Origin of the sequence: Sporomusa acidovorans, assembly GCF_900101845.1 — a bacterium.
Taxonomy (GTDB): domain Bacteria; phylum Bacillota; class Negativicutes; order Sporomusales; family Sporomusaceae; genus Sporomusa; species Sporomusa acidovorans.
Genome location: NZ_FNAM01000008.1, coordinates 111,238 through 135,665, shown reverse-complemented (window position 1 = coordinate 135,665; position 24,428 = coordinate 111,238). Strand labels below are relative to the sequence as shown.

The window sequence follows — 24,428 nt, the reverse complement described above, 5'->3', positions numbered from 1 at the left end:
GTTGTGAAAATTTCTTATTGTCAATCGACTAAGATTATGTTATTATTTTAACGAACACAGTCAAGAAGACTGACTAAATAATTTTTTGATACAGTGATATAATGCGAATAAAACCACGAAGGTGTTACGGTTAAGAATTAACCGTAGATCTTCGTGGTTTTTATTTTGGAGGTGGCGTGAGGTGGGTGACGGTCAATGTTTTTAAATATCGGTAGGAAAGTCATCGCTTTCATTTTCTTTATGTTGGTGTTATCGGTTTTTGTATTTATCTTGTCTCGCCTGGCTCCTGGCGATCCGCTCCAGTCATTTTACGGTGACAGGGTAGAACAAATGAGTATGGTTGAGCAGGAGGCGGCACGGGCCCGCCTGGGGCTCAATGCGCCCTTGCCTGTACAATACGGAAAATGGCTGAGTAATGCCGCGCAGGGCGACTTTGGTATTTCCTTTAAATACAGGAAGCCGGCGATTGCTATCCTGGGCGCGCTGATTGGCAATACGCTCCTGCTTGGCACCATTGCTTATGGGCTGGTATTTTTTCTAGCGGTTTTATTGGCGGTGTTTTGCGCATTGCACGAAGAGACATGGGTGGACCGGTTCATCTGCAAGCTGGGTACCATTGTCTATTATTTGCCGCCGTTTTGGCTGGGCTTACTATTAATTCTTGTGTTCAGTGTAAATTTGCACTGGCTGCCTAGCGGCGGTGCTTATGATAGCGGGCAGGCGGGAAATATCGCTAGCCGCCTGGAGCATATGATTTTGCCGCTGACTGTAATGGTTACAAGCCATCTATGGTACTATACCTACATGATTCGCAACAAGCTGCTTGATGAGGTCCGCAAAGACTATGTTTTGTTGGCTAAGGCCAAGGGGCTGACCCGGCATCAGATTGTCTGGCGCCATTGCCTGCGTAATGTGGCACCTTCCATCTTCAGCATTATGGCAATTTCCGTATCGCATGTTTTGAGCGGAACTTACGTTGTGGAAGCCGTATTTGCCTATCCGGGCATCGGGGCGCTGTCGATAGAAAGTGCCAAATACCATGACTATAATTTGCTGATGCTCGTGGTATTGATTACCGGGGCATTGATTATAGTGTCCAGCTTATTGGCACAGACCGTTAATGAGCAGATCGATCCGCGCATGCGGGTGCAGGAGGCCGGCTTATGGACAAAACCAATGAAGCATTTATAATTGTCGGGGCACAGTATCAGCGCCAAACGGCGCCGGCGAAAAAAAACACTATATGGCAGCAGCGGTGGCGGGAAAAGCCTGTTGTTTCGGTTTTCGTTTTAAGCATAATCGTGCTAGGGTGTATTTTTGCCGGACAGATTATGAATCATGATCCTACGAATTTTTATCTTAATCATTTAAATGAAGCACCGAATGCTGAATTTTATTTTGGCACAGATTCACTGGGAAGGGATATTTTTTCAATTATCTGGTATGGTGGCCGGATATCCCTATTCATCGGCCTGTTAGGTACGTGTATTCTTACCGTTGTGGGGGTATTTTACGGCTGTATTAGCGGTACTGCCGCCCAATGGCTGGATCAACTGATGATGCGGGCGGCCGAAATGTTCAGCAGCATACCGACCCTGCTGATGATTCTGCTGCTTTTATCGATTATGGGAACGCCGACCGCCTTTTCTATTGCCGTTGTTATCGGCTTGACCGGCTGGATGAGCCTCGCCCGGCTTGTGCGCAGTGAAGTAAGGCAGATCCAAAGCAGTGAATACATGCTGGCAGCGCGTTCCATCGGGACACCATTTCCCCGTATATTGTACAAGCATTTGTTGCCGAACTTTGTTTCTGCAATCATGTTCATGGTAGTTTCAAGCGTAAGCAGCTGTATTATGATGGAATCCACTTTAAGCTTTTTAGGACTGGGACTGCCGGTTGATATTGTTTCCTGGGGGAGTATGCTGTCGCTTGCCAATAAGGCTCTCTTGACTGATTCCTGGTGGGTCATTGTGATACCCGGAGCCTTCATTGTCTTGACGCTTTTGTGTATTACGAACATTGGGCACTACCTGCGCGGCGAAGCCAATAAAAAGTCCAGCAATTTATAGACGGCACTGTAGGTAATAATATACTTAAGGAGAAGATAATGGATATTCAAAAACAAACAAAAAAATGGATCATTCTTATCACAACAGTTCTTGTGTGTTTGGGCCTCACCGGCTGCGGGTCCGGCAAACCGGCTTCCCAACAAGCAACTGCCGGTTCGGTTTTGAATTTTGCCAGTGGTGATTATACAACAATTAACCCGGTTCTGAATTCGCACGACGAATTGCCGGATATCATTTTTTCCGGTTTAATGAAATACGATGCCAGTGGTCAACCGGTTCCGGATTTGGCGGAAAGCTGTAATTTTGATCAAGGTACGCTCACCTATACGTTTAAGCTGCGTCAGGGCGTAACCTGGCATGACGGCCAGCCCTTTACGGCCGATGATGTCAAATTCACCTTGGATTTGCTTACGCAGTCCAAGACGCTCGAAGCTTCGATTACCGACAACTATAAGGAAATTTCAGCGGTTACTGTGTTGGATGCCAATACCGTTCAGGTTAAATTGTCGAAGCCGAATGCCGCGATGCTTGACTATTTGACAATCGGCATCTTACCGAAACATCTCCTGGCAGGCAAAGATATTATGACCGATCCATTTAACCAGCATCCTATTGGCACCGGCCGTTATAAATTCGCCGGCTGGGAAGTCGGTCAGAGTATTACGGTTGTGAAAAATGAAGCCTACTACGATAAAGTGCCTGCTATTGACAAAATTATTTTCAAAATTGTTCCGGATGAAAATGCCCGGGCCATGCAGGTTAAATCAGGCGAGTTGGATCTTGCCTGGCTGAACGCGCAGAATACCCAGGGGTTCCGTAATGATAAGAATTTCAAAGTCTATGATTTTGTTACCGCCGATTATCGGGCAATTGCCCCTAATTACCAAAAGCCGTTTTGGCGGGAAAACCGCGAGTTGATTCCTATTCTTGGCTATGCACTGGACAAGGAAGCGATTGTAAAAAGTCTGTTGACCGGCCAGGGATGCGTGGCCTATAGTCCTATTCAGCGCAATAAGATTTACAATAATCCGGAAATTGACACGTTTAATTACAATCCGGAAACATTCAAACAACAAGTGGAAGCACTGGGCTGGAAAAAAGGTCCGGACGGAATTTATGAAAAAAATGGCCAGCGGCTGTCTTTTAGCGTAGATGTACGCGAATTTGAAAAAGAACGGATTGATATCGCCAATATAGCGGCCCAGCAGTTTAAAGCCGTCGGCGTGGAAATGAAGGTCAACATTGTACAGAAGTTAAACTGGAATACCCTGGAGAGCTTCTTAATCGGTCAGGCAGCCCCGTTCGATCCGGATAACGGAACGTATGCGTTTTTTGCTACAGGGGCGAGCGGCAACTATACACACTATACCAATCCGGTCATGGATGAGTACTTGATAAAAGCGAGGGAAAGCTTGGAACAGAGTGCCCGTAAAGCGGCCTATAATAAATTTCAGGAAGAATGGGCCAAGGACCCGGCCTATATTATGCTTGCTTATCTAGATGGCAACTTTGTTGCAACGCCTAAGCTCAGCGGTATTTCAACAGAGCGTATTCTAGGCCATCATGCAGTAGGCGTTATGTGGAATGTTCAGGACTGGACATTAGAGCAATAATAATACAAAAGATAATAAAAATAGCTGCCGCGGACGCAGAGCGTTTCCGGCAGCCATTTTGTATGGAGGCATGTAGCATGGAGAACATATTGCAAATAAAAAATTTATCGGTGAGCTTTCATACCAAACAAGGTGAAGTTGAGGCAGTCCGTGATGTATCGCTTGCTTTACGCAAGGGCGAGACTCTGGCCATTGTGGGAGAATCAGGCTGCGGCAAATCCGTACTCTGTAAGTCGGTACTGAAATTGCTGCCGCCGAATGCTGTTATTAAACAGGGGAAAATCATTGCTGACAACAGAGATATCACCCGCTATTCCGAATCACAGATGCAGTCTTTGCGGGGCAGCCTTTTTTCCATGGTGTTTCAGGACCCGATGATGTCGTTAAATCCTACCATTCCCGTCGGCAGGCAGATTACTGAAGCTCTTTTACGCCATCAGCAAATCTCGCAGCAGGAGGCAGACCGGCGGGCCTTGGAGCTTCTCGAACTGGTTGGGCTGGAAGAACCGGTGCGGCGCTTCTTCTTGCAGCCGCACTTTTTTTCCGGCGGCATGCGCCAGCGGTGCGTTTTGGCAATTGCGCTGGCGTCGAATCCCCAGATCCTGTTTGCTGATGAGCCAACGACGGCATTGGATGTAACCATGCAGGCTCAGATTCTTACTCTGCTGCAGTTACTTCAGAAGCAAATGGCGCTGTCGATTGTGTTTGTTTCGCATGACCTCGGTGTGGTGGCCCGCATTGCCGACCGGGTAGCGATCATGTATGCGGGGAAGGTCGTCGAAATCGGTACGGCGGAGGAGATATTCTATGATCCGCGCCATCCTTATACGTGGGGCCTTTTGCAGGCGCAGCCATGTTTTACGCCACGCGGCGGCAGGCTGCACAGCATCTCTGGGATGCCGCCCAGTTTGCTCAATCCGCCGCCGGGGGATGCTTTTGCTGAGCGCAACGAATATGCCATGGAGATTGATTATGAGAAAATGCCGCCGTTTTTTAAAATCAGCGACACCCATAGTGCGGCTACCTGGCTTCTAGACTCGCGGGCGCCGCAGGTGATGCCGCCTAAACTGCTGGAGATCAGGGGGAAACAAATTGTCTGAGGATATTTTATTGGAAGTCAGAAACGTAAAGCAGTTTTTTCGCATCAATTCGTCTTTTACCGTAAAGGCGGTGGATGATATTTCCTTTCAACTGCGCCGTGGCGAAATTTTTGGCTTGGCTGGTGAATCGGGTTCCGGCAAATCCACGCTGGCGCGTACTTTATTGGGACTCAAGCCGCCGACAGCAGGGACAATCTACTATAAGGATTATTGTATTTCCGACAAACAGATCTACCGTCAGCATAAACGGGAAATACAAAAGAATATCCAGATTGTTTTTCAGGATTCAGCGGCAGCATTGAATCCGCATATGACTGTGGAGGAAATTATTGCCGAGCCATTGAAAGTCCATCAGATTGGTGGCAGCAAAGCCGAACGCACGGCAAAAATCCTGGAATTGCTTACCATGGTAGGCATGGACGGCAGTTACCGCCGATACTACCCTGCTGAACTTTCCGGCGGGCAGCGCCAGCGCGTGAGCATTGCCCGCAGCATCAGTCTGGAACCGGCACTCATTATTGCGGACGAACCGGTAGCTTCGCTGGACGTTTCCATCCAGGCTCAAATTATTAACTTGTTTCAGCAACTGCAACAAGAAAAGCAGTTTACCTTTTTGTTTATTGCCCATGATTTGTCATTGCTGCGGTTCCTGTGTAACCGGATCGGGGTAATGTATAGTGGAAAAATGGTAGAACTGGCCGCTACGGAAGAGCTCTTCGCCAGGCCGCTGCACCCTTATACCAAGTCGCTGCTTTCTGCTATTCCGGTTCCGGATCCTTGCTATGAAAGGAACAAAAAAGTACTTGTATTTGACGAAATACAAATCAATGAGAATGCTCAATGGCAGGAAGCAAGGGACGGACACTATGTATTAAATTGATTAGAATGGTATATATAATTATGTAGTTTTGTTAAAAACAGCAGGTTTTTTATGGTTTAGATGCGAATATGTATAATCTATAGAGAAAAAAGTGCCGAATATTATAAAATTTGATCGATCTGCGAATTAGTCAAGTATTTTTTTAAGAAAATCAACGAATTGCATTCGATAATACTGAACACTAAACAATAGAACATAAGAGGTGCGTATGAAGGCGATATACTTAGACTGTTTTTCGGGCATTAGCGGCAACATGATGATCGGGGCGCTATTAGATGCCGGGCTGCCTAGCGAATATTTGCGGGCGGAGCTTGCTAAATTGCCGGTTACGGCGTATAAGCTTATTGACAAGGAAGTTATTAAACGCGGAATTAAAGCTAGATATTTTAATGTGGAAGCAAGACAATGGTTTCAGCCTTCTCGCAACTTGCGTGATATTCATAAGATTATTAGTGAGAGCAGTTTGACAGATACTGTTAAAGAGAAAGCAATAACGATATTTAACAGGCTGGGTGCAGCTGAGGCAAAAGTGCATGGCGTTCCTGAAAGTAAAATTCACTTTCATGAAGTGGGTGCTATTGATTCGATTGTTGACATTGTTGGCATTGCGATTGGCCTGGAGTACTTAGGTATAGAACGCATTTTTACATCAGAACTGCACGTGGGTTCAGGTTATGTAAAATGCAGTCATGGGCGGATGCCTATACCCGCACCGGCCACAGCCGAACTGCTAAAAGGAATCCCATTTTACAGCGAGGGTGTAAAAGGAGAACTTGTTACACCAACAGGTGCGGCTGTTGTGGCTTGTCTGGCTGAAGCTTGCGGGCCGATGCCCAAAGGCTTTATCATTCAACAGGTGGCCTACGGTGCCGGCAGCATGGACTTGGAGATACCGAACGCGGTGCGTCTGTATATGGGGACGGTGAGTGCCGGCGTGGAAGCTGCCAGCCAGGAAGCAAAAATCATCGAGACCAATATTGATGATATGAATCCGGAGATTTACGGCTATGTGATAGAACTGCTTCTTAAGCATCCGGGCGTTCATGATGCCTATTTAACATCAATTATGATGAAGAAAGGACGGCCGGGAATCAAACTATCCGTGCTGGTGTCAGCCAATAAAGTGGCAGATATCTCCAGGGTAATCCTGAGGGAGACGAGTTCGCTTGGAGTACGGATCATGGATTGTGATACTGTGCATCTGGAAAAAGAAATCGTTACCCTCGAAACGCCTTGGGGTCAGGCCCGGGTAAAAGTGGGCAGACTGGCTGGCCAGGTGCTTAATGTAGCCCCGGAATATGAGGATTGCAAAGCGATTGCCCTGAAGCATAACGCTCCTCTCAAAGAAGTCTATCAGCAGATGATAGCGGATGCTAAGAAGCTGCTCGAGGCAGCTTCAGAGTAAGTGTTCAATGTATATAAAAAGTTGATTTGAGGAGAGAGCGGGCGAATGACTGCGCCGGAGAAAATGCAGCTAGTATTGCCCGCTGCCTTCCAAGGGGAGCAAGAATAAGTCTGTTTCATAAAAGACGGTAGTTGGACTATTTACAAAAATCTGGTATCGGTGATATAATTAAACTTGAATAGAGAGTTATGAAAACTCTTACAAGAATATCACTAATAACGAATTTTATGTAAATGTCTAAAAGCATAATTTGAATTAAAGATAACTCGGTATGAAGCCGGTAAGGATGTGGCATCCTGTTGGTTTTTCATACCTTTTTAATTTCCCAGTATTGCCGAAAGTTTTTCCGTATTGGCTGTATAAGGGAAGGGCATATTGATTCTGTGTTATTTTTTCGGAGGGATTTTATGTACATTGCGGTAATCGATGGGCAGGGAGGCGGAATAGGTAAGGTCATAATTGACAAAGTTAGAAAAGAGTTTCATAATAGTGTTGAAATCCTGGCTATTGGCACAAATTCACAGGCCACTTCCGCAATGCTACGGGCAGGGGCCAATGAAGGCGCTACCGGTGAAAGCGCACTTATTTGCAACGTTGATGAGGTTGACCTGATATTAGGCTCGCTTAGTATCATTCTTCCTAAGTCGATGAAGGGTGAATTAACTGGAAAAATGGCTAAGCGTGTCGTTGTTAGCAAGGCAAGAAAGATTCTATTACCCATTCATCGCAATAATATTGATTTAGTCGGTATACATTCTGAACCATTACCCCACCTGGTGGATGCTATGGTTGCACAAATGAAACAATATATAGTCAGTGAAGGGAGGGAATAGCCTTATGTGCGAGGCTAATGCTTATTTCATTAAGGATGATAAAGAAGAATTATTAATGGAACGCGTTGATCGGGTAGTGCCGCAAAATGGTGAAATCTATCTCGAAAGCATTTGGGGACAGAGAAAAACCATCGCTGCTAGAATTAAGGAATTGAACTTAGTTGACCATCGTATTATTTTGGAACTGGCAGAAGAGGAAAAGATAAACTGAATACATTTCAATTATTGCGTCTCCTTTAGTTGGGGATTACATCTTAGTTGGTCATACAAAATCGGTTTTTAAAGGCAAAAAAGACTGATTGCTGCAACAAGGCAATCAGTCTTTTTGATTTCCTAATTTACTTTCCACCACGGTTAGGGCGGTAACCCTCCTAGTAAAGGAAACAAGAAATACGTACTTAAGAACACTTAAGCAGAAGCATAACTTATCGATTCGACAAATTGAAAGACTCACAGGAATTAATAGAGGAATTGTTTTAAAAGCGTGAGCGGGGGGAGTGTCAACAACCCCGTCCCCTTTGACATTGCTGGGCGCGAGTGGAGGGAGTGTCCTGGCTTGCTACCACTGCCAGGTTGATGAATAGCAACCTGGCAGGATACGACTTTAAGCGATAGCGGTGGCCGAACGGGAGCGGATGAGGAGAGTGCAGCCCCAGCGGAACGCCGCAAGGAGCAGAAAGCGTAAATCCGCCAGTTAGCGATTACAGAATTGATCTAACCAATGAAAGGAGGCCATGCATAATAACTTTATAATGCATAAAAGTCAAACAGCGCGCTTTTAGGCGCGCTGTTTGACTCGGACAAACCCAGATGCAACAGAAAATGTACTGGGAAGCGTAAAATAAATCTAAGCTGCCGTTGCGTCTGAGGATAGCAATCCTATTTCATATTACTGGGAACGGTCACAGTTACATTTTGTGCCGGACGAGAGACCGGAGTTACTTTGAACCATGCCGCGTACATCGTTGGCAGGACCAGCAGCGTTAATACGGTGGCGCCCAGTAAACCACCGGCAATGGCCACTGCCATAGGTCCCCAGAATGTGCTCGGCATTAAAGGAATCATGCCTAATATAGCGGCGGCTGCCGTCAGCATAATGGGGCGAAACCGCAGTATAGTGGAATCAATAATGGCATCCCAGGGAGTCTCGCCGGACTGGATATGCTGTTCAATCTGGTCAATCAGGATGACGGAGTTGCGGATAATCATGCCGCTGAGCGCCAATATGCCCAGCTCAGCCACAAAGCCTATCGGCCGCTGCGTCAGCAGCAGGGAAAGACTGACGCCGATGAGTCCCAGCGGAGCAGTCAGTACCGTTAAAATCATGTGAGAGATTTTTTGCAGCTGGAACATTAAGCAGGTCAAAATGATGATAAACATGGCAGGGACCGGTTGAAGCATGAGTCCCATGGATATTTTGCTCCGTTCCAGTGCTCCGCCGATATCAATGCTATAGCCGGGCGGCAAACTTTCACGCAGCTCCTTAAGCTGTGCATAGACCTGGCTGGTTACGTCATTGCCGGTGGCTCCCGGTAAAACATCCGCCTGTACCGTGATGGTAGGTTTCAGATCACGCCGCCAGATCAGGCCGTCTTCAGCCTCGTAGTCGATTTTGGCGATTTGGTCCAGGGGAACAAACCGGCCGTTGCCAATATGAATAGTAAGATCTTTCATATGGGACAAATCCTGCCGGTCTTTCCGGTCGAGACGAAATACGATATCCACCGTTTTATCCTGTTCACGGAACTCGGACAGAGCGGCACCGGACAAATGGGATTGCAAATTCGCGGCCAGGGCCTGGCTGTCAATGCCCAGCATGCGGGCTTTGTTCTGGTCCACCGTTAAGTGCATGGCTTTGCTTTTTTCGTTCCAGTCAAAATTGGTATTAGTGGCATGAGGGTTGGCCGCCATAACGCTTCTTACCTGCCGGGCAATTTCCCGTACCTTGTCATGGTCATAGCCGGTTACTCTGAGCATAACGGGATAGGGGGAAGGCGGTCCGGTCAGGATTACTTTGACGTGTCCGTGCACATTGGGAAAGCTTTCGGCGAACAATGTATTTACTTTTTCGTTTAAGGCTTTACGGGCTTCAAGATTTTTGGCCACAATCACGAACTGAGCATAGTTGTTGGCGGCAAGGCTGGGTTCGGCGGTCAGTACAAACCGGGGAGAACCTTTTCCCACATAGTAGCTGTAATTTTCAATGTCGGGATCGCCGGCGATGTTTTCGGCAAAGCGTTGGGCCTCCTCTTTAGTCGCCTGCAGCGAAGCTCCTTCCGGTAAAGTCATTTCCACAATCAGCTCGGGGCGTACAGAAGGAGGGAAGAACTCCTTCTTGATAAATTTGAAAAGAAACAGGGAGCCGGTAAAGCAGACGATTGTGGCGCCGATGACCAGCTTGCGGTGACCCAAACAATAGATCAGTATATTCCGGAAAAACCGGTAAAACTTTGTGTCATAAATGTCGGCGTCGTGTCCGGGCGCCTCTTTTGTTTTGATTAATTTGAATCCCAGCAGCGGCGTAACAAAAACAGATATAACCCAGGATAGTAACAGGGCGATCGTAACTACGGGAAAGAGACTGCGGCAATATTCAGGCCCGCTTCCTTGGGCAAAGCCAATGAGGATAAAGCCGGCGCAGGTTATTAGTGTCCCGGTCAGCATGGGAAAAGCAGTTGCCGTATAGGCGAAACAAGCGGCCTTGAAGCGGTCCCAGCCCTGTTCCAGTTTTACACTCATCATTTCAATGGCAATGATGGCATCATCGACTAAAAGTCCCAGGGCGATAATCAGGGCGCCCAGCGAAATTTTCTGTAAGTCGATTCCCATAAGCTTCATGCAGGTAAATGTACCGGCAATAACCAAAGGGATACATAGCGCCACTACCAGGCCGGAACGCATGCCGAGGCTTAAAAAGCTGACGGCCAGCACAATGATAATCGCTTCTCGCAGCGATCCTATAAATTCACTGATCGACGCCTCGACTACCTTGGGCTGATTGGACACCTGGCTAAATTCCAAACCAAGCGGCAGGTCTTTTTTGATTTGGGCTACCGCCTTGCTAAGACCGGCACCCATAGTCAGGATATTGCCGCCCGCGTCCATGGATATGGCAATACCGATAGCCGGCTGCCCGTTATAATACATTTGAGGGTCAATGGGATCGGCATAGCTGCGTTCAACCCTGGCAATATCGCCTAGCAGGAAAGTACGGTCATTGGCCCGGACCGGCAGGTTGCGGATGTCGTCGATACTGTCAAACATACCGCTGACCCGTAAATAAACATTATCAGAGGAAGTGTCAACCATACCGGAAGTGGCCATCGCATCCTGATTTTTAATCGTGCTGACAATTAAATTGGGATCAACACCCAATTGGGCTAGCTTGCTGCTTTCGATTTCAATATAGATTTTTTCATCCTGTACCCCGATGAGTTCGATTTTTTTTACATCGGGAACTCCCAGTAGAGTCCGGCGGATCTTTTCGGCCCGGTCACGCATTTCTTCATAGGTAAACCCGTCGGCTGTCAACGCGTAAATGCAGCCGAACGTATCGTCAAAACGGTCATTAAAAGCAATGCCGGCTACTCCCTGGGGCAAAGTGCCTTTGATATCGTTAACCATGTTGCGCACTTCCAGCCAGGTAGGCCGGATGTCTTTTTCGGCTACGTGGTCATCTAAGGTGACATAGATAACGGCCTGCCCCGGTTTGGAATAGCTTTTCAGATAATCCAGACCCGGCGTGTCCTGCAGCTTTTTTTCGATCTTATCGGTTACCTGTTCTTCCACCTGGCGGGCGCTGGCGCCGGGCCAGGAAACCGAGACAATCATTTGACGGATGACAAAATCGGGATCTTCCATTCTTCCCAGACGAATATAGGAAAAAATTCCCATAATAAATGTGATAAAAACGAAAAAGTACACAAGCTGTTTATGACGGAGTGCCCATTCCGTCAGGTTTAGATTTTTCATAGGTTATCACCGGTTACACGAACCTTTTGTCCTTCCCGCAGTTTATGGACTCCGGCGGTTACCACCACATCGCCGGTTTGCAGTCCGTTCAGAACCTGCACTTGATTGTCGCCAAACTGACTCACTGTTATAGGTTTTAGACTTACGGTGTCATTTTGGACAACCCACACACTAGGCGTGTCGCCTGTTTGATAGACGGCTGACAGAGGAATAACGGCGATTTGCTGGCTGCCGGGATGAATCGCCGCGACAGCCGCCGTCATGCCAAGTTTTACTTCTGCCGGCGGATTGATCAGGCTGATGCGGACTTTATAGGTGCGGGATATTTTATCAGCCATAGGTGATATTTCTCTTACTTTTCCGTCTACCGTAACGCCGGGCAGGGCCCAGAAAGTGGCCTGAATTTGAGTTGCCTGGCGTAGTTCTTCGATACGATTTTCCGGTACGCTGATCTCAATTTCCCGGTCGCCGTCCTGCACCAGGGTAAGGACGGCCTGACCGGCGCTGACGACCTGGCCGGCCTCGGCGCTGACAGCGGAAATGACGCCTGCGCTATTGGCGTACAGGGTGCTGTAACCCAGTTGGTTGGTTCCCTGCATATATTGCGCCGATGTCTGCTGCACGGCAGCGACCGCCGCGTCGTAGGCGCTTTGATACTGGTCAAGCTGGGCCTGGCTGATCGCATTCTGGGCATATAACTGCCGGTAGCGGTTCAGGTTGTTTTCCGCCAGTTTTAACTGCGACTGAGCGGAGTATACCTGAGCGGCATTCGCGTTTACCGTTTGATTAATATCTTTGGGATCAATCTCCATAAGGGCGTCGCCGGCTTTAATCACACTGCCCAGATCAACATGGCGTTTTACGATTTTTCCGCCGACCTGAAAGGCAAGCTGGCTTTCGTAGCGTCCCCGGACCTCGCCGGAATAGGTGTATTTCTGTGCGGCATTTGTCATTCCGACTGTGGTTGTCCGGACTAAACTAACCACGTCTGCAACCGGTTGGGGCTGATGCTGTCCTTTCCAGATCATGCCGCCGATGATGCCGATGACTAATAGGATTGCCAAACCGTAAACTATTTGTTTTTTTGGTATTTTATTTAGGTATTTTAACTGTTGCATTTATTTATGTCTCCCTTGTGTTTATTTGTAGAGGGACAAGTTGAACTACAGGTTTTTCATAGGAAATGACATGAATCAGTTGTCCATCATAAATTAACTCAATTTTCCCCAGTTCCTTGCCTTCCCATTTCCAGGTTTTGATGATATCACAAACGAGCTGGTTGATTTTTTTTCTCGATAATGCCGGGTCGGCCATGACAGGTATGCCTTGAATGATTGTGCACATTACTATGGCTCCTCCCGCTGATTAGGCAAGTTTTTGGAAAGAGCACCTGTTAGGCCGATAACGGCTAACAATCCCATACAACTTGATAATATGAAGAAGCTGGCAGCAACGGTTCCACCGGCTAAATTTCGCAGGGTATCTAAAACTAACGGCGAAGAAAACTGTCCCAGGAAAGCAAAACTGGATACAACAGCCATAACGGCAATGTTTTTCCCTAAGGGCGCATAGGCGGATGCTTTATTGATAATAAACGGATAGGCCCAGCCGGTTCCCAGGCCGGCAACCATAATCGATACGATGAGCATTGTTTTGGAGTAGCTTACGCCCAGACCGCTGTAGCCTGCAGCCATTAAGAACAGCATGCAGCAGGGAAGCAGACGGTTCAAATACTGGCTGGCCGCCTTGAGGCTAAATCCTCCTATAAACATGCTCACGGCATTGATGGCGAAGAGAATGCCGGCAAAACTGGAGTCACCGATGTTTCTGCCATAAATCAGTAAGGAAAGGTTGGTGACAATCGCATAAAAGGCCAGCATAACCAGGAACGCTGCGAACGCCCAGCCGTAAACCGGACCGGGAAGGGCGGTTTTATTGTTTGCTTCCGCTTGTTTCCCGGGTGCGGGAATGTCTTTAATAAACAAGGCGACAAGCACCAACACAGGAACAGCAATTAAATAGACGTAAAAAACGTACTGCCAGTTGATTAGGGCAAGCAGGCCTGCACCAAGATTGCCGACGACAGCTCCCAGGTTATTGGCCGAAAAGGAATATCCCAGCATTTTAATACGTTCGCCGCCCTGATAAAAATCGGCAATCAACCCTGTCGACAGGGGCAGTATGATGCCGGTGCCGGCTCCCAGCACGGCGCGGAAGGCAAGCAGCGGCATCAGCGAGTCGGCAAAAACAGCGCCGGCGCCGCCGATAATATACACAACCAGACCGGCGATCAGCAGCTTTTTCTTACTCATCCGGGAACTTAATATCCCTGACAGAATCGAAAACGGGATAATGAATAGCGGCGGTAAAGAGAGAATGAGTTTAATCATGGTTTGGCTTTCACCGGGGAACGCCTTGGCAATCTCCCCCAGCCCCGGAGCCACCGCCGCTCCGGCCATAATGGTGAGGAGGGAAATGGAGAGAAGAGAAATTTTAAACATACAGTAACAGACCCCTTTCTGCGTTACAATAAATTATTAAATATTGAACCGATGTTCAATATTGCGCGAAAAAAATTTATACAATTACGGAGTTGATTCCGTAAAAGTATTGCTGGATAAAGAGTTTCATAATATGGTCCGCCCATTTTTCATCCTTATAATGTCTGGCTATTTCGAACAGACCTTCCATAAAATTATTGGCCAATATGTGATAAAACAAATCGTCTACTTTTTTTTCACAGTGGATTAGCTTATGCTGCAATTGCGCCTGTATATGAATCTGGGTAAGCAGGATAAGTTCCTCTCTGGCATTTTCGTATACGGTACCCTTGCTTTTATCGATGAGAATGATAAATGGTTTGCGGTTGTTTTTGAGCATAGTAAAGATAAAGGGTAGTTCTTCGTGGAAAAACTTGTCGTAGCCAGGATTGCTCTCCGGAGAACTTGCTGTAGACAGTATTTTTTGAAAAGAAAGATAGGTAGGGTTGACAACGGCAGCGAACAATGCCGCTTTATTCTTGTAATAGGTATAAATAAGCCCTACAGGAATGCCTGCTTCCTCAGCAATATTTCTCAGGGTAGCGGACTGATAACCCATTGTATAAAACTCATCAATCGCTGCCCGGAATATATTTTTTTCTATTTCTTCTTTTAATATCTGTGCCATAGGTTCCTCACACTTCAATACTGAACTTAAGTTCAATATTATAATAATGCAGGTTTGATATAGTTGTCAAGATATTCTGTTTCGACTACTGACTGGTTAAAAGATAAGTATTACGATGCGAACCCATGGTACGGAGGTATATCATTATCCGGGCGGCGCAGGTAAGCGGCTAGCGACCTGTTTGCAGGTTCAAATGGTGCCCGAACTTTCTACCGCGGACTGGGGGGCGAAAAATGCCAATTTTCAGGTGCTCAGGGAAACAGATTGCCCGGTGGTGCTGGGTTCCTTTTGGTACGGTTGGAAAAACGCCTTACCGAACTTACTGACGCGCCGGGCCTTGACGACTCACATTGCTGTTGTTTTTTGTTCCGGCTGAGAATTTGGGGTTACTTTAAACCATGTTGCATACATCGTCGGTAAAACCAGCAGCGTCAATATGGTGGCACAAAATAATCCGCCAGCAATCGCCACTGCCATCGGGCCCCAGAAAGTACTTGCCATCAGGGGAATCATCCCTAATATAGCGGCTGCGGCAGTCAGCATAATAGGACGAAATCTTAGTATGGTTGAATCAATGATAGCATCCCACGGTGACTCACCGGCTTTTATATGCTGCTCAATTTGATCAATCAAGATCACCGAGTTTCGTATAATCATACCACTAAGCGCTAAAACCCCCAGTTCAGCAACGAATCCCATAGGCCGCTGCGTTAATATCATTGATATACTGATACCAATGATACCAAGAGGGGCAGTCAATACTGTCAAAAACATCAGGGATATCTTCTGAAGTTGGAACATCAAGAGTGTAAGAATAATTATAAACATGGCTGGCACTGGTTGAAGCAGGAACTGCATGGATTGTTTGCTTCGTTCGAGGGAGCCGCCGATGTCAATGCTATAGCCAGGCGGCAGATTTTCACGCAAATCCTTGAGACTATCATACACTTGTTTTGTTGCGTCATTGCTGGTGGTATCTTGGACGGTATCTGCCTGTACAGTAATTGTGGGTTTCAGATCGCGCCGCCAGATCAGGCCGTCTTCAGCCTCATAGCTTATCTGGGCAATTTGATCCAGAGGAACAAACTGACCGTTGCCGATATGGATATTGAGGTCCTTAATATGAGATAAATCTTTTCGGTTTTCCTGGTCAATACGGAATACGATATCCACTGTTTTATCCTGTTCCCTGAACTCAGACAAGGCAGCACCGGATAACTGCGATTGCAAATTCGATGCCAGGGTCTGGCTGTCAATTCCCAGCATTCTGGCTTTGTTTTGATCAACCGTCAAGTGCATAACTTTGCTTTTTTCGTTCCAGTCCCAGTTAATATGGGTGATATGAGGGTTGGATGCCATGGCGTTGCTTACCTGACTGGCGATTTCACGTACTTTTTCGTGGTCATAACCGGTTACTCTGAGCATAACGGGATAAGGTGATGGAGGGCCAGTCAGGATTACTTTGGTATGTCCGCGAACATTGGCAAAGGACTTAGCGAATAAGTTATCTACTTTCGCATTTAATGCGTTACGTGCTTCTACATTTTTGGCTACAATTACAAATTGTGCATAGTTACTGGCGGGTAGGGTAGGGTCAGTGGTCAGCACAAACCGGGGAGCGCCTTCACCGACATAGTAACTGTAGTGGCTAATGTTGGGATCGTCAGCAAGTGTTTCTGCAAAACGCTTTGCCTCTTGCTCAGTTGCCTGCAGGGAAGCTCCTTCCGGCAACCTCATCTCTACGATCAGTTCTGGGTGCAAGGATGACGGAAAAAATTCTTGTTTTATGAATTTGAAGAGAAAAATAGAACCGATAAAACTGGCCAGGGTGATGCTGAGTACCAGTTTCCGGTGGCCTAAACACCAGAGCAGTATCTTCCGGAAAAATTGGTAAAATTTCGAATCATAAATATCCTGGTTTTTTGTTGCCGACTTCGGTTTAATTAGTATATATCCCAATAATGGCGTTACTAAAACCGATATAAGCCAGGATATTAGCAGCGCGATCGTAACTACTGTAAAGATACTGCAAACATATTCCCCGGCGTTTCCCTTGGAAAACCCAATAGGAATGAAGCCGGCGCACGTGATTAATGTTCCTGTCAGCATGGGGAAGGCGGTTGCTGTATAAGCAAAACAAGCGGCTTTAAACCGGTCCCAGCCCTGTTCCAGCTTCACGCTCATCATTTCTACGGCAATGATGGCATCGTCGACCAAGAGTCCCAGGGCGATAATCAGCGCGCCCAGCGAAATCTTATGTAAATCAATCCCCAGGAGTTTCATGCAGGTAAATGTACCAGCCAGAACCAAAGGAATACACAATGCCACTACCATGCCGGAACGCATGCCAAGACTTAAAAAACTGACAAGCAAAACAATGATGATGGCTTCGCGTAATGATTTTACAAATTCACCGATTGATTCCTCAACGCTTTGGGGTTGATTGGCTATTTGGTCGAGATCAAAACCAAGCGGCAAATTTTTTTTAATTTGAGTAACGGTTTTAGTAAGATCAGCACCCAATGTCAGGATGTTGCCGCCTTTATCCATAGAGACGGCAATGCCGATAGCAGGCTGGCCGTTATAATACATTTTGGGGTCAATGGGGTCGCTATAACTGCGTTCTATTTTGGCAATATCACCCAAACGGAAGGTGCGGTCGTTAGCCCGGATAGGCAGATTACGAATGCTGTCGATGTTGTCAAACATGCCGCTGACCCGTAAATAAACATTATCGGAGAAAGTGTCAATCATGCCGGAAGCGGCCATGGCATCCTGAGCCTTGATGGTATTGACAATCAAATTGGGGTCAATCCCCAGTTGGGCTAGTTTGTTATTTTCGATTTCAATGTAAATTTTTTCATCCTGTACACCGAGCAGTTCCACCTTTTTTACATTGGAAACGCCCAGTAAAATCCGGCGGATTTTTTCGGCCTGGCTGCGCATTTCTTCATAGGTAAATCCATCGGATGTCAGGGCGTAAATACAGCCAAAAACATCGTCAAAACGGTCATTAAAAGTGGGACCGACTATTCCTTGCGGTAAAGTACCCTTGATATCGTTGACCATATTGCGCACATCCATCCAGGTTGGCCGGATGTCTTTTTCGGCTACCGTGTCTTTTAGCGCTACATAGATCACGGCCTGGCCTGGTTTTGAATAACTATTCAGATAGTCTAAACCAGGAAGGTCCTGCAATTTTTTCTCGATTTTATCCGTTACCTGATCTTCTACCTGGCGGGCGCTGGCTCCTGGCCAAGAGACGGATACAATCATTTTACGGAGGACAAAATCAGGATCTTCCATTCTCCCTAGTTGGAAATACGAAAAAATTCCTATGATGAAAGTCATGAAAACAAAATAATAGACCAACTGCTTATGATGGAGTGCCCACTCGGTTAAGTTTAGTTTGTTCATTGGTTATCACCGCCCGTGCAGACCTTTTGTCCTTCTTTCAGCTTATGGACTCCGGCGGTAACAACCACATCACTGTTTTGCAGACCTTCCAGTACCTCAACTTGGTTATCTTCGAAACGGCCCACTTTTATTGGCCTTAGAGTTACGGTATCGTTTTGGACAACCCAAACGTTAGGTGTATCACCCGTTTGGTAGATAGCTGACAGAGGAAGGGAGGCGGTCTGTTTATTGCCGGGGTGAACTACCGTGACGGTCGACGTCATGCCTAGCTTTATTTCTGCCGGCGGATTGAGCAGGCTGATCCGGACTTTAAAAGTGCGGGATATTTTGTCGGCGATAGGCGATATTTCTCTTACCTTTCCGTCTGCGGCAACACCAGGCAGAGCCCAGAAGGTGACCTGAATTTGCTCCGCCTTTCGCAGTTCTTCGATGCGGTTCTCGGGAACGTTGATTTCAATTTCCCGTTCGCCGTCCTGCACCAGTGTAAGAACAGACTGTCCGGCACTGACGATCTGTCCGGTTTCGGCATTGATACCGGAGATAACGCCTGCGCTGGTGGCATACAGGGTGCTGTAACCCAGCTGGTTAGCACCCTGGGTATATTGGGCGGACGTTTGCTGCACGGCTGCGACCGCCGCGTCGTACGCACTTTGATACTGGTCGAGCTGAGCCTGGCTGATTGCATTTTGTTCATACAACTGGCGGTAGCGTTTCAGGTTATTTTCCGCCAATTTTAATTGCGATTGAGCGGAATATACCTGGGCGGCATTCGCATTTACCGTTTGCGCAATATCTTTCGAGTCAATTTCCATTAAGGCATCACCGGCGTTGACCGTACTACCCAAGTCAACATTGCGTTTTATGATCTTTCCGCCGACTTGAAAGGCAAGCTGACTTTCGTACCGGCCCCGCACTTCACCGGAATAGGCATAATCTTGTGCCGTTTCTGCAACGCTGATTACGGCTGTCTGGACTAAAGCAACATCATCTTCAACCGGTTTGGGCTGAGACTGTCCCTTCCACATCATACCGCTTACGATACATATACCTAACACTATTGATGCTAAACCGTAATATAATTTTTTTTTCGGCATTTTAGTCAATAATTTTAGCTGTTGCATTTATTATTCTCTCCCTATTTATGTCATTTCGTAAAGGGACAAGTTTGATCAACGGTTTTTCATAAGAACAGATATGGATCAGTTGGCCATCGCTGATCAGCTCAATTTTTTCTAATTGTCTTCCTTCCCATGTCCATGTTTGAATGGTATCGGAAACAAGTTTATTGATTTCTTTCCTTGACAATGCCGGGTCTGCCACGACAGGTATGCCGTGAATGATAGTGCACAGTTTCATCGCTCCTCCTAATCACACGGTTAATGGAATATTATCTGGTTTTTGCATAATAAAGAGCAACTTTTTTCGAATCGGCAGGCAACTGGTTTTTATTTGCAACCCAGCTGTGATGAATATGAATATTTTTAAGAGAAGCCATTGTTCAGGCTTTTCTTAACTCATACTAAAGTTGAACATATTCAACTTTAGTACCATCTTTGTGTTTTACAGTCATATTCATTCCGGTGGGAACTTTCTTCACATCGTTGATAACTGTAGCACCATTGGTTAGTAAAAAATTTTTAAATTCGATAATAGAATCTACGATAAATGTTGCTTGTGTATCTTTAAGCGGCCTCAAACTTTCATCAGAGCCGCTTATAAGTAGAATATTTCCTACTTGTGCTATTTCTAAATTTGCTTGAGGATATTTAAACCTCAAATTGCATTTCTCATTTAGCACCTTTTCATAAAATCCTATTGATTGCTCAACATCATGTACATAAAACCGATTTAAAACTTGTTGTATCCTCATTGTTATCCCCCTAATAAACTAATTTAAAATTGACATAAATTACACGTTCCATTACAATCTGAACCTTAATTTTCATGCAATAGCTCGGCAGGTTGTTCCATGTTATTTTCGGTTAAACCGTTAATCTCTTTCTTTAAAATCACGGCTAATATTGCCGTGAGTAGTGTTGTTAATATATCAGCAATCAGTTGCGTATAAATCACTCCATCTATACCAATTATGGGCGGCAATACAAAAATGACAGGAATAAAAAATATGCCTTGTCTTCCCATACTTAACACGCCACCCGCTTTGGCTTTGCCAAGCGCCAAAAATAGTGATATATAGATCGTTTGAAAGCCAAAGGAAATAAATATGACGCTATTGGCGATCAAAGCTTTACTGCCGATATCAATAACCGCACGGTCATTGCTGAACAAAGCAACGATTGAATTTGAAAAACCCATGATCAACAATGCACTGATTCCACAAAACCAGGTAGTCCATTTAAGGGAAACGCTAACTGCTTCTTTTAATCGGTCAATTTTTTTGGCGCCATAATTAAATCCGGCGAGTGGCTGAAACCCTTTTGAGTAGCCAAAAACCACATAGGTCACTATGGCAAAGACTCTGGTAACAATCCCCATGGCAGCCACAGCAGCATCGCCAAAATTACTGGCTGCTGCATTTGTTAATCCCATGGAGGCACTTGTTAAGATCTGATAAATCAGCAGGGGAAGTCCTACTTTCAATATTTGAGTATATATTTCTTTATCAACAACAAAATATTGAAATGCTATTTTCACATAACTTTTGTTGCCCCAAAAATATTGCAAATATAAAAAAGTAGTTACACTCTGGGCCACTACATTAGCAATCGCCGCTCCTTTTATTCCCCAGCCAAACGTATAAATAAAGAGCGGCTCTAAAATTACATTGATGATTACCCCTGCTATCATAGCCGTCATGCTTATTTTGGCAGCACCTTCCGATATTGCTATATTATTCAAGGTTACATCGATGATACTTAGTATGGAACCAGCAATAAATATTGAGGAAAAGTCGCGGGCGTAGGGCAAAATCGTTGTAGTTGCGCCAAAAGATAATAAAACTTCATCTAAAAAACTCAGTATTATTGTTATCGTAAGTATCCCGATGAACAGACTGCTAAAAAAAGCTGTGGAAGCCGTCCGATTTGCCTGCACGATATTTCCCTGACCTAACAGCCGGGAAATATAGGAAGACGCTCCGCTGCCAAAAGTTAGCCCTAAGCCCATGAGAAACATGGAAATCGGGAAAGCAATCGATACCGCTCCTATGGCGCTTGTACCTAATCCCCCCACAAACATCGCATCGATAACATTGTAAAAAGCAGTTACCAGCATACCGATAATTACCGGTACACTAAACTTCAGCAACACTTTCGGAATCTTTTCCTCCGCCATCAGCTTAATTTTTTGATCGTTTTTATCCATTTTCCATCGTTCCTTTCCAATAGAGATGCTTTTAATTTTCAGTATAGATACTATACGCTTCCGGAAAATTTCACACTCATCATTCCTTTCAATAAATACAAATTTACCATGCGTATAGATGCTATACTCTTGATTTAAAAAAATTATTGCTCAACTTCCTTTTTAAAAAGCTCTAGTCGTTCTTCTAAAGTAATTAAAACATCTTTAAAAAATTTGACCTCTTCCTTAGAGGCATCTTTGACTATTTCATTTACCATAACCTCTATTTTTTTATGAAACTTTTCATGATTATGATAGGCGGTTTCCCCTTTAGCCGTCAATTTTAATACCAGTCTGGATTGATTATTACTGTCCTTTTCTTTTTGAATTAATCCTTTCTTCTCCAGCTTCATTATAATTTGCGAGACCGCGCCCTTCGTTACGTTGAGAATATTGGCCAAACCGGTTACATGTATTCCTTCGTTTTGTTTTATTTTGTTAATCATATGAATCTCCGAGGGAAATAACGGTACGTCGGTACCGTAATAACGAGTTTTTCTCTCAATTTCAAAAAACTTGTAGACTACTCTTAAAAGAGGGTAGCTAACTCTTAATTCATGTAAATTTTGTGTATTCATCATGACAAAAGCATATAGCAACTATACGCTTTTGTCAATATAAAAACCATACTATATATATGGTCAGACTGATAAGTTCCAAGGAAAGGAAGCATGGATCTGCAGGTACGTAAGCCGGTTAGATAAATTCTTATAACTGTGTGCTGCGTGTGTTTTTTCCTATATTCTGCTTTAATTTTTCCACGGGAAACGGGCTGCCATGGGCGGGAAAGATATGTTGAGCATTATAATCAATAATTTTTTGCCAACTTTGATAATATTGATCAAAATCTTCTAATGCGATCACACAGTAATTTGTTCCTGCAAACTGAAGCATGTTGGCGGCCGCATCCCCGACAAAAGCATTGCCATCATCCAATATAAGGGTGATTGAGTCAATAGTATGACCGGGGGTTTCGATAATTGTTCCCTCTAAATCAATACCAATATCTTTTAGCCTGGTTTCGTTTGTAATTAAAAGATCTTTTGATCGTACATAATAGGGGGGGAATTTTCCGTCGTTTTTTTTCGTAATATATTTTCCGGTAGAGAGGAGTATCTTTAGGCGTTTTAACGATAGCGCCCATAAAAGCTTGAGGCGTTTGTTGATAAGTTTTTTACCGTGTGATCGATCATCTTTCCCTGTTGCCAATAAGTCTTTTGCCCGACGCGACATCACAACATGAATCGTACTATTTCTGGTGATAATACGATTTAACAGACCAGAGTGATCATCGTCGTGATGGGTTAGTAGGATGTGACTGATTTGTGAGAAATCAACCTGGACGTTTTTTAGTTGCTTACAAAATAGATTCCAGTCGACTTCGTAACCGGTATCTACTAATATGTATTTGTCACTATGGGCAAGCAAATAACAAGTAGTTACACTAAGCTTTAATGGTATGATGTTCATGAAATGCCTCCTTTTATTATTTTAGGAACTTGCAGAACCTTAACAAGAGCATATAGCAGCTATACACTTTTGTCAAGCACTTACTATTTAGTTTAGTGGAACGCCAATAGGAAAGAGTAACTCCAATCTTTGTTGTGCGGATATCGAAATTATACAAACGTCATGAATTTTGTTTGTTTAGATCTAGATAGAGGAGCTGATATAAATTTGGAGTGCTGTCAAGAAAAATACTTTACAATATTTCAAATTGCATATATTATAAATAAAATAAAATATTGCTCCTGGGACGGGCAAAGCGTTGGTGACCCGCGTGACCTCCTGGCCGCGCTTGTCATAATCCGTTCCAGGCGCAGAAAGGCACACCTCCCGGGGTGTGCCTTTTGCGTGGAACGTTTACAAGAAAGGAGGGGTAACGATGGCTGTAGTAAAAATGCCGCAGAATAGCACGATTTAGGTAACGGTGGCAGTAAAAGACCCGAAAGATGGTCTGACGCTGGCGGCAGTGCAGACAGTAATGGCCACTATTATTGCCAAAAATGTGTTTTCCAGTACCAGCGGCGATTTGGTGACTGCCAAGGAAGCGCAAATCCGCCAGTTGGCAATCAATGAACTGAAGTAATGATAAGGAGGTCGCGTCATGGAAGAAAGGGCCCGCCTGACGGCGACGTACGGTTTTCCCATGGTCGTGGCCTTCTACCTTTTGGTCAGACTGGAAAAGCGCCTGACCGAACTGACCAGCGCAATCAACCAGATGTGTAATTGCGTCGAAAGGATGGAGGTCACGAAAAAATGATGCTAAAAACAGTGTGGCCCGCCGCCGGCGGATGCGGAACGGATTGAGGCGGTGGAGCCGGAGGAAGAGAACTGCATCCGGGAGGAGGCGCAGTCGGCATCAGGGCCGGTCACGTTGTCTTCCCGCAAGAAAGGAGCCGGTAAGGATGGCACAGGCAAGTATTGATGAATGGCTGGCCACGTTGGATGCGGTGATGGACGCCTTGCCGGATACGTTTGAGAAGCAGCATGCCGAACGGCTGAAAATGATTCGGGATATTTTGGGACTGGTGATGGTGGTCCGACAATTACAACGGTAAAATATCAAAGCCATTGACGCTGTGCAAACAGATGTCAATGGCTTTGG

24 protein-coding genes are annotated in these 24,428 nt (G+C 45.5%); 12 read left to right on the top strand and 12 right to left on the bottom strand.

The genetic code is table 11. The features are described 5' to 3' along the window. The first annotated feature begins 195 nt into the window (after positions 1-195). The 8 genes from BLR65_RS08130 (at position 196) to BLR65_RS08095 (ending at position 8,111) form a co-directional block, all read left to right on the top strand. Entirely contained in the window at positions 196-1,191 is a 996-nt protein-coding gene (locus BLR65_RS08130) for an ABC transporter permease (RefSeq protein WP_093793686.1), read from the top strand. Then, positions 1,164-2,069, top strand: a complete 906-nt coding sequence (locus BLR65_RS08125; protein WP_093793685.1) for an ABC transporter permease — start codon at positions 1,164-1,166, stop codon at positions 2,067-2,069. The genes BLR65_RS08130 and BLR65_RS08125 overlap by 28 nt, the downstream gene beginning before the upstream one ends. Positions 2,070-2,107: 38 nt before the next feature. Then, positions 2,108-3,682: an ABC transporter substrate-binding protein gene (locus BLR65_RS08120; RefSeq protein WP_093793684.1), complete on the top strand. Its 1,575-nt coding sequence runs from the start codon at positions 2,108-2,110 to the stop codon at positions 3,680-3,682. Positions 3,683-3,759: 77 nt separating this feature from the next. After that, the gene (locus tag BLR65_RS08115; RefSeq protein ID WP_093793683.1) at positions 3,760-4,782 is read left to right on the top strand and encodes an ABC transporter ATP-binding protein; all 1,023 of its coding nucleotides are present in this window, start codon (positions 3,760-3,762) and stop codon (positions 4,780-4,782) included. Beyond that, entirely contained in the window at positions 4,775-5,662 is an 888-nt protein-coding gene (locus BLR65_RS08110; RefSeq protein WP_093793682.1) for an ATP-binding cassette domain-containing protein, read from the top strand. The genes BLR65_RS08115 and BLR65_RS08110 overlap by 8 nt, the downstream gene beginning before the upstream one ends. Before the next feature lie 208 nt (positions 5,663-5,870). Continuing rightward, positions 5,871-7,067 (top strand): nickel pincer cofactor biosynthesis protein LarC, encoded by a 1,197-nt coding sequence (gene larC, locus BLR65_RS08105; protein WP_093793681.1) that lies wholly within the window; start codon positions 5,871-5,873, stop codon positions 7,065-7,067. A gap of 407 nt (positions 7,068-7,474) precedes the next feature. Next, positions 7,475-7,900 carry a DUF3842 family protein gene (locus tag BLR65_RS08100; RefSeq protein ID WP_093793680.1) on the top strand — a complete coding sequence of 142 codons (426 nt, stop codon included), beginning with the start codon at positions 7,475-7,477 and terminating at the stop codon, positions 7,898-7,900. 4 nt (positions 7,901-7,904) lie between these two features. Then, entirely contained in the window at positions 7,905-8,111 is a 207-nt protein-coding gene (locus tag BLR65_RS08095) for a CooT family nickel-binding protein (protein ID WP_093793679.1), read from the top strand. A gap of 668 nt (positions 8,112-8,779) precedes the next feature. Here BLR65_RS08095 and BLR65_RS08090 read toward each other — a convergent pair. The 5 genes from BLR65_RS08090 to BLR65_RS08070 all read right to left on the bottom strand — a co-directional run bounded on the left by BLR65_RS08090 (position 8,780) and on the right by BLR65_RS08070 (position 15,040). Next, complete coding sequence (locus BLR65_RS08090; protein ID WP_093793678.1) at positions 8,780-11,872, bottom strand: efflux RND transporter permease subunit; 3,093 nt, start codon at positions 11,870-11,872, stop codon at positions 8,780-8,782. Next, positions 11,869-12,990, bottom strand: a complete 1,122-nt coding sequence (locus BLR65_RS08085; protein WP_093793677.1) for an efflux RND transporter periplasmic adaptor subunit — start codon at positions 12,988-12,990, stop codon at positions 11,869-11,871. Before BLR65_RS08085 ends, BLR65_RS08090 begins: the two co-directional genes overlap by 4 nt. A gap of 4 nt (positions 12,991-12,994) precedes the next feature. After that, on the bottom strand, positions 12,995-13,216 hold the full coding sequence (locus BLR65_RS08080; RefSeq protein WP_093793676.1) for a hypothetical protein: 222 nt from the start codon (positions 13,214-13,216) through the stop codon (positions 12,995-12,997). Positions 13,217-13,218: 2 nt separating this feature from the next. Next, a complete protein-coding gene (locus BLR65_RS08075) occupies positions 13,219-14,373 on the bottom strand; it encodes an MFS transporter (RefSeq protein WP_093793675.1) in 1,155 nt (384 codons plus the stop codon). 76 nt (positions 14,374-14,449) lie between these two features. Further along, positions 14,450-15,040: a TetR/AcrR family transcriptional regulator gene (locus BLR65_RS08070; protein ID WP_093793674.1), complete on the bottom strand. Its 591-nt coding sequence runs from the start codon at positions 15,038-15,040 to the stop codon at positions 14,450-14,452. 115 nt (positions 15,041-15,155) lie between these two features. Here BLR65_RS08070 and BLR65_RS08065 point away from each other — a divergent pair, with 115 nt between their 5' ends. After that, the gene (locus tag BLR65_RS08065; RefSeq protein ID WP_093793673.1) at positions 15,156-15,416 is read left to right on the top strand and encodes an N-acetylmuramoyl-L-alanine amidase family protein; all 261 of its coding nucleotides are present in this window, start codon (positions 15,156-15,158) and stop codon (positions 15,414-15,416) included. On the opposite strand, the gene BLR65_RS08060 is transcribed toward BLR65_RS08065, so the two are convergent. The 7 genes from BLR65_RS08060 to BLR65_RS08030 form a co-directional block, all read right to left on the bottom strand. Further along, positions 15,386-18,457, bottom strand: coding sequence for an efflux RND transporter permease subunit (locus BLR65_RS08060; protein WP_093793672.1), 3,072 nt, complete (start codon positions 18,455-18,457; stop codon positions 15,386-15,388). The two genes, BLR65_RS08065 and BLR65_RS08060, sit on opposite strands and share 31 nt — an antisense overlap. Next, on the bottom strand, positions 18,454-19,578 hold the full coding sequence (locus tag BLR65_RS08055; RefSeq protein ID WP_093793671.1) for an efflux RND transporter periplasmic adaptor subunit: 1,125 nt from the start codon (positions 19,576-19,578) through the stop codon (positions 18,454-18,456). Before BLR65_RS08055 ends, BLR65_RS08060 begins: the two co-directional genes overlap by 4 nt. After that, positions 19,553-19,813 carry a hypothetical protein gene (locus BLR65_RS08050; protein WP_245692595.1) on the bottom strand — a complete coding sequence of 87 codons (261 nt, stop codon included), beginning with the start codon at positions 19,811-19,813 and terminating at the stop codon, positions 19,553-19,555. Before BLR65_RS08050 ends, BLR65_RS08055 begins: the two co-directional genes overlap by 26 nt. 163 nt (positions 19,814-19,976) lie before the next feature. Then, positions 19,977-20,327, bottom strand: a complete 351-nt coding sequence (locus BLR65_RS08045; RefSeq protein ID WP_093793670.1) for a VOC family protein — start codon at positions 20,325-20,327, stop codon at positions 19,977-19,979. Between the two features lie 65 nt (positions 20,328-20,392). Further along, positions 20,393-21,781 carry an MATE family efflux transporter gene (locus BLR65_RS08040; RefSeq protein WP_093793669.1) on the bottom strand — a complete coding sequence of 463 codons (1,389 nt, stop codon included), beginning with the start codon at positions 21,779-21,781 and terminating at the stop codon, positions 20,393-20,395. Between the two features lie 143 nt (positions 21,782-21,924). After that, entirely contained in the window at positions 21,925-22,401 is a 477-nt protein-coding gene (locus tag BLR65_RS08035; protein ID WP_093793700.1) for a MarR family winged helix-turn-helix transcriptional regulator, read from the bottom strand. A 127-nt stretch (positions 22,402-22,528) separates the two neighbouring features. After that, complete coding sequence (locus tag BLR65_RS08030; RefSeq protein ID WP_093793668.1) at positions 22,529-23,290, bottom strand: MBL fold metallo-hydrolase; 762 nt, start codon at positions 23,288-23,290, stop codon at positions 22,529-22,531. 460 nt (positions 23,291-23,750) lie between these two features. On the opposite strand from BLR65_RS08030, the gene BLR65_RS08025 reads away from it, so the two are divergent. The 3 genes from BLR65_RS08025 to BLR65_RS29635 all read left to right on the top strand — a co-directional run bounded on the left by BLR65_RS08025 (position 23,751) and on the right by BLR65_RS29635 (position 24,381). Next, a complete protein-coding gene (locus BLR65_RS08025) occupies positions 23,751-23,909 on the top strand; it encodes a DUF2922 domain-containing protein (protein ID WP_093793667.1) in 159 nt (52 codons plus the stop codon). Positions 23,910-23,927: 18 nt separating this feature from the next. After that, positions 23,928-24,083, top strand: a complete 156-nt coding sequence (locus BLR65_RS08020) for a YvrJ family protein (protein WP_093793666.1) — start codon at positions 23,928-23,930, stop codon at positions 24,081-24,083. A 145-nt stretch (positions 24,084-24,228) separates the two neighbouring features. Then, positions 24,229-24,381 (top strand): hypothetical protein, encoded by a 153-nt coding sequence (locus tag BLR65_RS29635; RefSeq protein ID WP_169716955.1) that lies wholly within the window; start codon positions 24,229-24,231, stop codon positions 24,379-24,381. Positions 24,382-24,428: the final 47 nt, after the last annotated feature.

Excerpts from the sequence above, each read along its gene's own strand:
- BLR65_RS08130 (WP_093793686.1), top strand. The coding sequence starts at position 196 with ATGTTTTTAAATATCGGTAGGAAAGTCATCGCTTTCATTTTCTTTATG.
- BLR65_RS08125 (WP_093793685.1), top strand. The coding sequence starts at position 1,164 with ATGGACAAAACCAATGAAGCATTTATAATTGTCGGGGCACAGTATCAG.
- BLR65_RS08120 (WP_093793684.1), top strand. The coding sequence starts at position 2,108 with ATGGATATTCAAAAACAAACAAAAAAATGGATCATTCTTATCACAACA.
- BLR65_RS08115 (WP_093793683.1), top strand. The coding sequence starts at position 3,760 with ATGGAGAACATATTGCAAATAAAAAATTTATCGGTGAGCTTTCATACC.
- larC (WP_093793681.1), top strand. The coding sequence starts at position 5,871 with ATGAAGGCGATATACTTAGACTGTTTTTCGGGCATTAGCGGCAACATG.
- BLR65_RS08100 (WP_093793680.1), top strand. The coding sequence starts at position 7,475 with ATGTACATTGCGGTAATCGATGGGCAGGGAGGCGGAATAGGTAAGGTC.
- BLR65_RS08095 (WP_093793679.1), top strand. The coding sequence starts at position 7,905 with ATGTGCGAGGCTAATGCTTATTTCATTAAGGATGATAAAGAAGAATTA.
- BLR65_RS08090 (WP_093793678.1), bottom strand. The coding sequence starts at position 11,872 with ATGAAAAATCTAAACCTGACGGAATGGGCACTCCGTCATAAACAGCTT.
- BLR65_RS08085 (WP_093793677.1), bottom strand. The coding sequence starts at position 12,990 with ATGCAACAGTTAAAATACCTAAATAAAATACCAAAAAAACAAATAGTT.
- BLR65_RS08080 (WP_093793676.1), bottom strand. The coding sequence starts at position 13,216 with ATGTGCACAATCATTCAAGGCATACCTGTCATGGCCGACCCGGCATTA.
- BLR65_RS08075 (WP_093793675.1), bottom strand. The coding sequence starts at position 14,373 with ATGTTTAAAATTTCTCTTCTCTCCATTTCCCTCCTCACCATTATGGCC.
- BLR65_RS08070 (WP_093793674.1), bottom strand. The coding sequence starts at position 15,040 with ATGGCACAGATATTAAAAGAAGAAATAGAAAAAAATATATTCCGGGCA.
- BLR65_RS08065 (WP_093793673.1), top strand. The coding sequence starts at position 15,156 with ATGCGAACCCATGGTACGGAGGTATATCATTATCCGGGCGGCGCAGGT.
- BLR65_RS08060 (WP_093793672.1), bottom strand. The coding sequence starts at position 18,457 with ATGAACAAACTAAACTTAACCGAGTGGGCACTCCATCATAAGCAGTTG.
- BLR65_RS08055 (WP_093793671.1), bottom strand. The coding sequence starts at position 19,578 with ATGCAACAGCTAAAATTATTGACTAAAATGCCGAAAAAAAAATTATAT.
- BLR65_RS08050 (WP_245692595.1), bottom strand. The coding sequence starts at position 19,813 with ATGAAACTGTGCACTATCATTCACGGCATACCTGTCGTGGCAGACCCG.
- BLR65_RS08045 (WP_093793670.1), bottom strand. The coding sequence starts at position 20,327 with ATGAGGATACAACAAGTTTTAAATCGGTTTTATGTACATGATGTTGAG.
- BLR65_RS08040 (WP_093793669.1), bottom strand. The coding sequence starts at position 21,781 with ATGGATAAAAACGATCAAAAAATTAAGCTGATGGCGGAGGAAAAGATT.
- BLR65_RS08035 (WP_093793700.1), bottom strand. The coding sequence starts at position 22,401 with ATGATGAATACACAAAATTTACATGAATTAAGAGTTAGCTACCCTCTT.
- BLR65_RS08030 (WP_093793668.1), bottom strand. The coding sequence starts at position 23,290 with ATGAACATCATACCATTAAAGCTTAGTGTAACTACTTGTTATTTGCTT.
- BLR65_RS08020 (WP_093793666.1), top strand. The coding sequence starts at position 23,928 with ATGGAAGAAAGGGCCCGCCTGACGGCGACGTACGGTTTTCCCATGGTC.
- BLR65_RS29635 (WP_169716955.1), top strand. The coding sequence starts at position 24,229 with ATGGCACAGGCAAGTATTGATGAATGGCTGGCCACGTTGGATGCGGTG.